This window comes from Glaciimonas immobilis (assembly GCF_011947285.1).
Classification (GTDB): domain Bacteria; phylum Pseudomonadota; class Gammaproteobacteria; order Burkholderiales; family Burkholderiaceae_D; genus Glaciimonas; species Glaciimonas immobilis.
The window spans coordinates 89,672-101,729 of the sequence record NZ_JAAOZT010000005.1 but is presented as its reverse complement, the minus strand read 5'-3'; the positions used below and the strand labels follow the sequence as shown (position 1 = coordinate 101,729).

At 52.4% G+C, this 12,058-nt stretch carries 8 protein-coding genes; 7 read left to right on the top strand and 1 reads right to left on the bottom strand.

Translation table 11 applies throughout. The features are described 5' to 3' along the window. The first annotated feature begins 372 nt into the window (after positions 1 to 372). The 7 genes from otsB (at position 373) to HAV38_RS08940 (ending at position 9,727) form a co-directional block, all read left to right on the top strand. The gene (otsB, locus tag HAV38_RS08970) at positions 373 to 1,332 is read left to right on the top strand and encodes a trehalose-phosphatase (protein WP_245182281.1); all 960 of its coding nucleotides are present in this window, start codon (positions 373 to 375) and stop codon (positions 1,330 to 1,332) included. A gap of 1 nt (position 1,333) precedes the next feature. Next, positions 1,334 to 3,166 (top strand): glycoside hydrolase family 15 protein, encoded by a 1,833-nt coding sequence (locus tag HAV38_RS08965; protein WP_168054580.1) that lies wholly within the window; start codon positions 1,334 to 1,336, stop codon positions 3,164 to 3,166. Between the two features lie 19 nt (positions 3,167 to 3,185). Continuing rightward, positions 3,186 to 4,598, top strand: a complete 1,413-nt coding sequence (otsA, locus tag HAV38_RS08960) for an alpha,alpha-trehalose-phosphate synthase (UDP-forming) (protein ID WP_168054578.1) — start codon at positions 3,186 to 3,188, stop codon at positions 4,596 to 4,598. 428 nt (positions 4,599 to 5,026) lie between these two features. Next, positions 5,027 to 6,163: a phosphogluconate dehydrogenase (NAD(+)-dependent, decarboxylating) gene (gene gnd, locus HAV38_RS08955; RefSeq protein ID WP_168054576.1), complete on the top strand. Its 1,137-nt coding sequence runs from the start codon at positions 5,027 to 5,029 to the stop codon at positions 6,161 to 6,163. After that, a complete protein-coding gene (locus HAV38_RS08950) occupies positions 6,160 to 7,644 on the top strand; it encodes a glucose-6-phosphate dehydrogenase (RefSeq protein WP_168054574.1) in 1,485 nt (494 codons plus the stop codon). The genes gnd and HAV38_RS08950 overlap by 4 nt, the downstream gene beginning before the upstream one ends. Further along, positions 7,641 to 8,330, top strand: a complete 690-nt coding sequence (locus HAV38_RS08945; protein ID WP_184013457.1) for an HAD family hydrolase — start codon at positions 7,641 to 7,643, stop codon at positions 8,328 to 8,330. Before HAV38_RS08950 ends, HAV38_RS08945 begins: the two co-directional genes overlap by 4 nt. 92 nt (positions 8,331 to 8,422) lie before the next feature. Then, the gene (locus HAV38_RS08940; RefSeq protein ID WP_168054572.1) at positions 8,423 to 9,727 is read left to right on the top strand and encodes a glucoamylase family protein; all 1,305 of its coding nucleotides are present in this window, start codon (positions 8,423 to 8,425) and stop codon (positions 9,725 to 9,727) included. 67 nt (positions 9,728 to 9,794) lie between these two features. Here the strand turns inward: HAV38_RS08940 and tkt are convergent, their stop codons facing one another. Beyond that, a complete protein-coding gene (gene tkt, locus HAV38_RS08935) occupies positions 9,795 to 11,876 on the bottom strand; it encodes a transketolase (RefSeq protein ID WP_168054570.1) in 2,082 nt (693 codons plus the stop codon). Between the last annotated feature and the right edge of the window lie 182 nt (positions 11,877 to 12,058).

Below are 12,058 nucleotides of genomic sequence, written 5' to 3'. Positions count from 1 at the left end.
ACGACGTATTCAAAGTAAAACACCTAAAAAGTTCCAAAAATGAAACATGCATGGCTTAAGGATTGGCAAGGTGATGCTGACGTTAAGAGAGGCTAGCTAAAGGCAGTCAGGTGGGCCGCACGTATTAATTACGCGAACCGCCTTTTTCTTCTTCATTACATCTAGTTTTCCAGCTTAAAAAAAATAATTGTGAACTAAACTATCTAAAGGTTGCTCGAACTGAAGTGATGCAATTTGGATATTTTTTTAGTGCGAAGCAGACTCCTCATGCCGCTTGCAACGAGATGTATACCTTGTGCCACGTAGTTTCATTTAACCTCAGCGACGTAAAAAGGTTACCATTTTCGCTTTATTCACTGGGATCATCCAGAAATGAAAAATGTAAATCTTACGGGCTCTACAGAAGCACCCATAAAAAAACAAGCAGAACAACATTCAGAAAAAAGTTCAAAATCGCAAGAAAATGTTATCGGCGATTCATCTCCTGAATCGTCGGCGATGCAAGCTTCACCCCCTCAAACTCCGCTGTCTGAATTCCCCTTAAAGCGCATTTTGAGCGCGCTTCACGCCTCCGCTCTTTTTCTCGATTTTGATGGGACGCTAGTTGATCTTGCACCCAGGCCAGAAGAAGTCGTTGTTAGCCCCCAACTCATTGATACGTTAAGGTCACTGTATGATTTTCTCGATGGTCGCCTGGCAATTGTCTCGGGCCGTCCGATCGCGCAGATCGACACCATGCTTTCACCGTTGATATTACCGGTAGCGGGGGTGCACGGTATGGAACGCCGCGACGCTGGAATGGCACTTCATTATGCGCCTATACCCGATTTTTTTGCGGTGCAGGCATGTGCGTTACGGCTTGAAGAGAGTCACCCAACATTACGCGTGGAGCAAAAACGCGGCACCTTGGCATTGCATTATCGCCAGGCACCGGAGTTGGAGGCGCTTTGTCAGTCTGAATTAACTATAGCCTTGCGCGATTGCCCGGGGATGATTTTATTACACGGAAAAATGGTATTTGAAGTAAAGCCCGCCACCGTCACTAAAGGCGCTGCCATCGAGAAATTTTTGGCGGAGTCACCATTTATGGGTACCAGCCCAATTTTTGCTGGCGATGATACGACGGACGAAAGTGGGTTCGAGTATGTACAGAAAACTGGCGGTATTGGCATCAAGATAGGAGAAGGCAACAGCGTGGCACGATATCGCATCGCGTCACCTCACGCATTGCGCGCAGAACTGTTCCAACTGGCCGAGTTGGCCACCTTGGCGCAGGCGTCAACATCCGTACAACCGGCGCAAAGCGTCCCGACTTTGTCTAAAGGGTGTTGATATGACCAAGCTCTTTGAGGAATCTGCAACACCGAAAATTGAACCGCAGCAAGGCACTTCTACCCTTGATTGTGGGGTGGTCGGCAATTGTGCATTCAGCGCACTGATAGACAAGATGGGGCGAATGGTATGGTGTTGTCTGCCGCGTTTCGATGGCGATCCGGTATTTAATGCGCTGCTCGATCAATCCGACAACGGCAGTTTATGGAGTATCGAAATTGAGAATTTTGCCCGCTCCGAGCAAATTTACGAACCCAATACCGCCGTACTACAGACGCGCCTTTACGATACAAAAGGTCGCGGTGTAGAAATTACCGACTTTGCGCCGCGCTTTCTGAGCCGCGACCGCATGTTCCGTCCGCTGATGCTGATCCGTCGGGTGCGACCGCTGGATAGCGCGATACGCATCAAGGTCAAACTCAGACCAAGGTTTGACTGGGGGCGGCAGATTCCCACAATTACGCAGGGAAGTCACCATATACGCTATGTCGGCCAAGCCGATACATTACGGCTCAATACGGATGCGCCCCTGAGTTATATCCTTACGGAATCGTTCTTTGTGCTCGATAAGACCGCCAATTTCTTGCTAGGACCGGATGAAACGCTGGCCGACGGAATCGAGGACACGGCGCGCATGTTTGAAAAAGAAACCATCAGCTATTGGTTGACCTGGAGCCGACGCCTTGCGGTGCCACTGGAATGGCAGGATGTTGTTATTCGTGCGGCCATTACGCTAAAGTTGTCCTTGTACGAGGACACCGGCGCGATTATAGCCGCGATGACTACCAGCATCCCCGAGGCACCGGGTAGCAGCCGCAACTGGGATTACCGTTATTGCTGGTTGCGAGATGCATTTTTTGTCGTGCGTGCACTTAACAGCTTGTCCGAAGTCGGCACGATGGAAGATTATATGCGCTGGCTGACCAACGTCGTGGCCCGCTCTAAAGGCGGCCATATTCAGCCTTTGTATGGCATCGGTCTGGAAGAGTCATTGGCGGAGTCCATCGTTGAGCATCTTCCCGGATATCGCGATCACGCCCCGGTGCGGATAGGCAATCAGGCGCAGGAACATTATCAACATGATGTGTACGGAAATATCATTCTGGGTGCGACGCAGGCGTTTCTTGATAAGCGTTTGTTTCATCGGGCCGGTGTTGCAGAGTTTAAATATCTCGAAGCAGTGGGCGACCAGGCATTTCGGGTGTATGCCGAGCCGGATGCAGGGATGTGGGAGTTACGTTCGCGCGCACGGGTGCATACCTCATCGGTGTTGATGAGTTGGGCGGCGTGCGACCGCTTGTCCAAAATTGCCCATGCGCTTGGTCTGACTGAACGTGCATTACATTGGGAAGAACGCGCCCAAATCATCCGCGAACACTTGCTGCGCGACGCTTGGAGTGAAGAAAGGCAGGCATTTGCCGAAAGTCTGGGCGGGCATGATCTGGATGCAAGCGTTTTATTGATGGCAGAAGTTAATTTTATCGATCCCAAAGATCCGCGCTTTGTCGCCACAGTAGATGCACTTGAGAAATCGCTTTGCGACGGGCCGTATATGCGCCGCTACGAGGCGCCGGATGATTTTGGTAAGCCCGAAACAACGTTTAATATTTGCACGTTCTGGCGTATTGATGCACTAGCGCGGATTGGCCGGAAAGAGCAAGCGCGTGAAATTTTTGAGACTATGCTTAAGGCCCGCAATCATCTAGGATTATTATCGGAAGATACGCATCCGGACACCGGTGAAATGTGGGGGAATTTTCCGCAGACTTACTCAATGGTAGGGCTGATTAACTGTGCGGTGCGACTCTCCGCACCTTGGGATAGCGCCATATAAAAGCCTTGAAGGGAAAACTATGTCACGTCTCGTAATCGTATCTAATCGGGTTGCCGATCCGCGCAAACCCGCTGCGGGTGGCCTGGCTGTAGCGCTTGGTGAAAGCATGAAAAAAACCGGGGCGCTGTGGTTTGGCTGGAGCGGAGAAATTATCGAAGAAGCCGATGGTGGCGTCCCTGGTGAAGGGCGGCTGCATACCGAGCAAGCCGGCAATATTGAGCTGGTTACAGTTGACTTATGCCGCGAAGATCATGACGCTTATTATCTTGGATATGCCAACGGCGTGTTATGGCCGGTGTTCCATTATCGACTGGACCTGGGTAATTATGAACCCGGTTTTGCAGAAGGTTATCGTCGGGTAAATGAGCTCTTCGCACGCAAGTTATTACCGTTACTCAGGCCAGACGACCAGATTTGGGTCCATGATTATCACTTGATCCCGTTGGCAGCCAATTTACGCGCTATGGGATGCCGCAACCGGATGGGATTTTTTTTGCATATTCCGATGCCGCCGCCGCTCATTACCGCCACTATTCCGCATCAGGAATGGCTAATGCGCACGCTTTTTGCCTATGATCTTCTGGGCTTTCAAAGCGACGCCGATCTTTTAAATTTCTCTCATTACGTCCAGAGCGAGGCGCATGCGGATGTGCTGCCCGATGGCCGTTACCGCGCTTTCGACCGCACCGTGCAAGCGGGTGCTTTTCCGATCGGTATCGACGTTGATGAACTCATCCGCCTGGCTGAGACCAAGGAGGGCAGTCAAATGTTTAAGCGCCTGCGCGAGGAGTATTCTCGGCGTCAACTATTGGTGGGCGTTGATCGACTGGATTATTCCAAGGGATTGCCGCAACGCATGCGCACCTTCCGTGAATTGCTTACACGCTTTCCTGAAAATAAAAATAGTGCAACGTTGATTCAGATTGCGTCACCAAGCAGGGAAGATGTAGACGCCTACACCAATATCCGGACTGAAATGGAGCATCTGTGCGGTGCCATTAACGGCGATTTCGGTGAACTGGACTGGATGCCGATTCGTTATATTCACCGCACGGTAGCACGCAAGCGCTTGCCGGGTTTATACCGCGCCAGCAGGGTCGGACTGGTGACGCCGTTGCGCGATGGCATGAATCTGGTGGCGAAGGAATATATCGCCGCGCAAGATCCCGAGGATCCCGGTGTGCTAGTGTTGTCGCGTTTCGCCGGGGCCGCGGAACAACTAAAAGAGGCGCTGCTGGTCAATCCTTACGACATCGAGCATACGGCCAAAGTCATTCAGCAGGCGCTGCATATGCCTCTGGATGAGCGACGTACCCGCCACGCTGCGCTGTTGCAACGGATAAAAGATCAGGACATACATTGGTGGTGCAGGACTTTCCTTGATACATTGGCTAATCTGGATTTGCCGCCTTTGTTGCTGGACGCTAAATAATTTTTATATCCGGCAAGAAATTTGGGTGAAGGAGGCTGGTCAGACGATGCGCAACCATAGGCTTGCTGGAAGGCATGGAAACTGTATGCCGACAATAGCTGCTAATAACCGCTGCATTAACGGTCAAATTCATCGTAGAATAATTCTACGTAAATTTGCGGTGGGCTGGAGCGGTTTGTGTAGTTACGACGCCTCGTGCGTAGTGCGGCTTGGCATAGCTTACCTTGGCGGGAGGCGCCTTGATGGAATATCATTTATCATCTTTTCTGCGTTGAATCTAACTCGTTGCATGTTGCAAGCGTTGTGAGTATTTAACAGGATTAGCGAATAACGCAGAGTGTGCGTTCGGCCCATTTCAGTCCAGCTCAAGATGCCGAACAGATACCGAACAGATACCGTTGAACGGTCCCCTTACAAGGAGGTTCACAATGCAAATCGGCATGGTTGGATTGGGGCGCATGGGGGCCAATATGGTCCGACGTTTGCAGCAAGGCGGCCACGAGTGCGTGGTTTACGATGTTAGGGTAGATGCGATTAATACGCTCCTAGGCAAAGGCATCAAGGGTGCTTCTACATTGACGGAGTTGGTTGCCGGACTGCAAAAGCCCCGGGTAATCTGGGTAATGGTACCCGCCGCTTTGGTGGATGACGACCTAGCTTTGCTGATGCCTTTACTGAACGCTGGCGATATCATTATTGACGGCGGCAATTCGTATTATCACGACGATATCCGGCGTGGCAAATCATTGAACGCGCTGCAGCTACATTTTGTAGATGTCGGGACGAGTGGCGGCACAGCAGGGTTAGAGCGCGGCTATTGCCTGATGATCGGCGGCGACAAAGACATCGTTGCACATCTCGACCCGATATTTTCGACCCTTGCTTCGGGAGTGGACGCTGCCCCGCCGACGGCGGGGCGGGACAACACCAGAAGCACCGCGGCGCAAGGTTATTTACACTGCGGACCGCAAGGTGCGGGACACTTCGTAAAAATGGTCCACAACGGTATTGAGTACGGCATCATGGGCGCGTATGCCGAGGGATTAAATATCCTCCGCAACGCTAACGTCGGATTGAAGACATCCGATCTAGACGCCGAAACCACGCCTTTACGCAATCCAGAATATTACCAGTACGAAATGGTTTTGCCCGAGATCGCAGAACTGTGGCGCCGCGGTAGCGTGATCGGTTCCTGGTTACTTGATTTGACCGCCAGAGCGCTTGTCGAAGACCCGATACTGGAAAAATATGCTGGCCGCGTGTCGGATTCTGGCGAAGGACGTTGGACAATCACCGCTGCCATTGATGAGGCCGTGCCAGCGCCGATTTTGAGCGCCGCTTTGTATGAACGCTTCAGTTCGCGTGGCGAAGCCGATTTTGCAGATAAGGTTTTATCGGCGATGCGGTATGGGTTCGGCGGGCATACAGAAAAACTGTTCCCCCCAGATGGGTCGTCTGGTCTTGCACCCATTACCGGGCCGACTACGGCGTCCGATCCAGCACCAGTTCCTGAAGCAGCTCCTGAGTCAATGCCAAGTCACAAGTCGCAGAAGGATGGATCATGACTGCATCCCATTCTGACGCATTAGTTTTCTTCGGTGCGACCGGCGATCTGGCTTACAAACAAATTTTCCCTGCCTTGCAGGCGATGATAAGGCACGGTCATCTAAATCTTCCGATTATCGGCGTCGCCAAATCCGGTTTGACGGTCCATCAATTGCGCGAACGCGCGCGAGATAGCATCCAGAATAGCGGTACCTTTGACGCAGGGGCGTTTGCCAGGTTATCTGCGCAACTCATTTATATTGATGGGGATTATCAAGATGATGCGACGTACGCTCAAATACGTTCAGCACTCGGCCAGTCGGTGCGACCTTTGTATTACCTCGCTATTCCGCCGAGCATGTTCGAGCCGGTGACGCTGGGTCTTGCCAAATCAGGAGGGACAAAAAACGCCCGCGTGATAGTTGAAAAACCTTTCGGTCGCGATCTTGCCTCCGCACAAGCGCTCAATCAGATGCTGCATACCGCCTTCGAGGAGGACGCCATTTTTCGGATAGACCATTATCTTGGGAAAGAGGCGGTCGAGAATCTGCTGTATTTTCGGTTTTCCAATACCTTTGTAGAACCAATCTGGCATCGCGATTATGTCGCGAGCGTACAGATCACCATGGCGGAAAAATTCGGCGTTCAGGGTCGCGGCGCATTTTATGAAGAAGTCGGCGCAATCCGGGATGTCGTGCAAAATCATATGCTGCAAGTGATGGCGCTACTCACCATGGAGATGCCGATAGCTGACATAGATAATCATACGGGTGATGCGCCTGTGAGTCCATTCGGGGCATGGCAGGAAGCAGGAAAAAATACGGCGCAGGACGCCATCCGCGATGAAAAATGTCGCGTTTTAAGTGCAATGCGCCCACTGCTGCTAACAGACTTGGTGCGTGGGCAATTTCAGGGCTATCGTGATGAACCGGGCGTAGCGTCCGATTCTCAGGTGGAAACCTTCGCAGCCTTAAAATTACACATCGATAACCCGCGCTGGCAAGACGTACCTTTTTACATTCGGGCGGGCAAACAATTGCCGGTGACCTGTACGGAAATCGTGGTTGAACTCAAACCTCCGCCTAGTACTTTGTTTGATAAAACCGGTGCCGAGCATCCGAATTATTTTCTATTTCGGCTCAGCCCTGATTTTTTGATCGCACTCGGCACCCGCACTAAATTGCCCGGCGAAGCAATGGTAGGCATGGCGACGCCACTAATCGCCCATCGCCAACCGGGTCAAGAAATGACGCCTTATGAGCGTCTGCTTGGGGATGCGTTGCAGGGAAATTCGGCGTTATTTACACGCGGCGATATGGTAGAGGCTGCCTGGCGCGTGGTTGATCCTGTGCTGAATACAGTGACTATCTCGACGGGACAAACCAAGACTATGCCGGTAATTTCTTACGCGCCCGGCACCTGGGGGCCGGAAGCGGCAGAGCAAATTATGGACACTAACGACGGGTGGCATAACCCTGCATTGAAGGACACACCGCCATGACCACGCCAAGCGAGATTGTTTTTTTGTTCGACTGCGACAACACGCTGCTGGACAATGACCGCGTGCAATTTGACCTTCAAACGCATCTGGAACAAGAATTTGGGGCAGAAAATCGCACTCGGTATTGGGAGATTTTTGAACAATTGCGCACTGAGCTGGGTTACGCAGATTATCTAGGCGCGTTACAGCGCTATCGGTTATGCGCTATGACTGATCCACGTCTGCTGCAAATGTCCGCTTTTTTAATGGATTACCCGTTTGCCGAACGCCTTTATCCTGAGGCGCTGGACGTCGTCGCGCACCTTGGTAAATGGGGACCAACGGTGATTCTTTCGGATGGTGACGTTGTTTTTCAGCCTCGTAAAATCCAGCGCTCGGGATTATGGGATGCCGTTTGCGGGCGGGTGCTGATCTATATTCATAAGGAAAAAATGCTGGATGACCTGCAGCAACGTTATCCGGCGCGTCAGTACGTAATGGTCGACGATAAATTACGTATTTTGGCTGCTATGAAAAACGTGATGAAGGAACGGCTGACAACGGTATTCCCACGGCAGGGACACTACGCGCGGGATCCCGATGTTATCGCCACCTATCCGGCAGCTGATCTGACAGTTGAGAGGGTGTGTGATTTGATCAGGGCCATGGATTATCGGGAAGGTCGACTGGTGTTGTCGGGCGAATGAACGCGTTGGTGCGTTGGTATATTAGTGCGTTGCTACGTTGGTACTAATTTGATGGCACTAACGTAGAGATTAGTATTGTTCTGACCATGATCATGACCCGAAAATTGTCTACCGAAGCTGAACTGATCTTGCTTCAGCGTGAATCCTTCAGCTATTTTATGCATGAGACTAATCCCGAAAATGGGTTGGTAATCGATAAAAGCGCGCCCGGGTCGCCAGCGAGTATCGCTGCAGTCGGTCTCGGGCTTTCTGCGTATCCGGTGGCGGTGGAACGTGGTTTCATTTCTCGCTCCGCGGCGGTCCGGCGGGTGGTGGTGACACTACGATTTTTCTGGAATAGTCCACAAGGAACGGCACCCGACGCTACCGGATATAAAGGTTTCTATTATCATTTTCTGGATATGTCCACTGGGCGGCGGGTCTGGAACTGTGAATTATCGACTATCGATAGCGCTTTTTTTCTAGCGGGGGCGTTGACGGCAGGTAGATATTTTGATGGCAGTACGGCTGACGAGACCGAAATTCGGGCGCTGGCTGAGAACCTATATCTGCGCGCCGATTGGCAATGGGCACAAGCTGAAGGTGCCGCGGTGTCGCTGGGATGGACGCCGGAGAACGGGTTTTCGCCGTACCGCTGGAAAGGGTATGACGAGGCGCTGCTGTTATACATCCTCGGATTCGGTTCGCCGACCCATCCGCTCAGCGTGAGCAGTTACGCTGAGTGGGCAGCGGCTTATCAATGGGAGCAAAGTTATGGCATTGATTATTTGTACGCCGGGTCGCTTTTTACTCACCAACTTTCTCATATATGGGTAGATTTTCGCGGCATTCAGGACACCTTCATGCGTACCAAAGGATTGGACTATTTTGAAAACAGTCGTCGCGCAACGCTCGTGCAGCAAAAGTATGCGATCGATAATCCTCGCGGATTTTCCGGATTTGGGGAATGTTGCTGGGGTATTACGGCCAGTGATGGGCCCGGTCCGACATCGCTTGAAATCAACGGCGTGCAACGAGAGTTTTACGATTACGTGGCGCGGGGCGTGCCATACGGTCCGGATGATGGGACCATTGCGCCGTGGGTGGTCGTGGCGTCGCTTCCTTTTGCGCCAGAGATCGTTTTGCCGACTATCGATTATTTTGTTCACCAGGTCGGGCTGAAAGCTGGCAATCCCTATGGCTTCAAGGCCACCTTTAATCCGACCTTCCCGGAAAAATCACATAATCGCTATGGCTGGGTTTCGCCGTGGCATTTCGGCATCAATGAAGGGCCGATGATTTTGATGATTGAGAACTACCGGTCTGGATTTTTATGGCAGCTGATGCGCGACTGTCCTTTCATCGTGAGCGGACTACGACGGGCCGGTTTTACTGGCGGTTGGCTTGGCACCAGCTAACGAATCAAGCTAACGTACTGCATAAGTACCAGATGCGCCGCATTACAAGGCTCGCGTGAATACAGTGTTAACTTTGGCGCTTATTTTGATGTAACGCAACGGCGCGTGCGCAGACATTTTCAACGGTAAACCCATATTCTCGCAGCACCGTATCGCCGGACGCCGAGGCACCGAAGCGGTCTACCGAAATGATGTCGCCGCCATCGCCCACATAGCGATGCCAACCTTGGGCGACGCCAGCCTCGACCGCAAGCCTGACATTGAATGCGGGCGGTAGCACTGCGTCTCGGTATGCCTGTGGCTGGTCCTCGAATAACTCCCAGCTTGGCATGGATACAATGCGCGCCTGAATATTTTGGGCCGATAACTGTTGCTGCGCGGCGACAATTAACTTTACCTCCGAACCACTGGCCAGCAGGATCAGGTCGGGCTTGCCGCCGGTCGCGTCTGCCAGAATGTAAGCGCCGCGCTGCAAGCCGTCGGCGCTGGCAAATTGGGTGCGGTCTAGCGTCGGCACATTTTGTCTGGTTAATATAAGCACTACGGGGCGATCAATCGACTGTATCGCAACGCGCCAGGCTATCGCTGTTTCGTTTGCATCGGCGGGACGGATGACGACCAATTGCGGTATCGCGCGCAGGCTGGCAAGTTGTTCCACCGGCTGGTGAGTCGGACCATCCTCTCCCAGCGCGATGCTGTCGTGGGTAAAGACAAAGATCACGTGCAATCCCATCAGCGCTGCCAGTCGAATTGAGGGTCGCATGTAATCGGAAAAAACCAGAAAGGTTGCCCCAAAAGGAACGACGCCGCCATGTCCTGCCATGCCGTTTATAATCGCGCCCATGGCATGTTCACGGACGCCAAAGTGCAGGTTGCGCCCATCCATACTCCAGCCACCGCCATTGGAGCCTTGGCGGTCACGGGCGCTGACGCCGCTGGGCTGGAAGTCACCCAAGCCTTTTAACGCGGTCATGGTCGATGGGTCAAGATCCGCCGAGCCGCCGATCAGTGCGGGAAAATGTGCCGCAATGGCATTCATGACCTTGCCCGACGCAATGCGTGTTGCCATGCCTTTTTCGTCGGCCGGAAACAGCGGGATATCGGTATCCCATCCGTCTGGAAACGCTGCCGTACCGCCGCTCCTCCGTTGTGTTAATTCATGGGCGAGGTCAGGAAATTGTTTTTCGTAGTCTGAGAAATGAGCAGTCCATTCTGCTTCTGCTTGTTCGCCACGCGCATTGATGGTCTTGAAGTGGGCGCGTGCGGCTTCGGGAATTAAAAAGGCAGGCTCTTCCGGCCACCCAAGATTACGCTTGGTCAAGCGCACCTCGTCTAACCCTAAAGGTGAGCCGTGCGCCTCAAAGGTATCCTGCTTATTGGGCGAGCCATAACCCAGATGTGTGCGCACCAGTATCAGTGATGGACGTCTGGTTTCGGCGCGGGCGATATCTAGCGCTTGCGCAATGGCCGACAGATCATTGCCATCTTCGACAATGTGGGTGTGCCAGCCGTAAGCGTCAAAGCGCTGGGCCCGATCCTCGCTGAAGGCCATGTCGGTGCCTGCTGATAAAGTTATGTTATTATCATCATATAAATAAATTAATTTGCCCAGTTGCAGGTGCCCCGCCAACGATGCAGCTTCTGAAGCGACGCCTTCCATCAGATCGCCATCACTGACAATGCCGTACGTGTAATGGTTGATGACCTGAAAACCATCGCGGTTGTAACGCGCCGCGAGATGCGCCTCCGTCATTGCCGCGCCGACACCGTTAGCAAAGCCCTGGCCAAGCGGGCCTGTCGTCATTTCCACGCCAGCAGTCAAACCACGTTCTGGATGGCCGGGCGTGATACTGCCCCATTGCCTAAACTGTTTAATTTGTTCCAGCGGCAAGTCGTAACCGCTCAAATGAATCAAGCTGTACAATAGCGCCGATCCGTGGCCGGCAGAGAGAAAAAAGCGATCACGGTCAAACCAGTGCGGATTGGCCGGATGATGTTTCATCACTTGTAACCAAAGCACGTACGCCATCGGTGCCGCATCTAATGGCAATCCCGGATGCCCGCTGTTGGCTTTCTGAACGGCATCGACGGAAAGAAAACGCAGAGTATTAACGCAAATATTATCGACGTCTGAAAAAGTTGAGGGCATTGCTCACTCCTTGGTTACGTTTGATCGTACTTACGTGAACTCGTCCGAGCGGCGTTGTTTGCTTGGATAGTTGCATTGCTGTGACTTTGGCCGGTTGGATAAACTCAGGCGAACACTGACACATCGCGGCAACAGATGTATCAGTAAAAATAGACAAAAGTTAAATAAAATAGTTTAAAAAT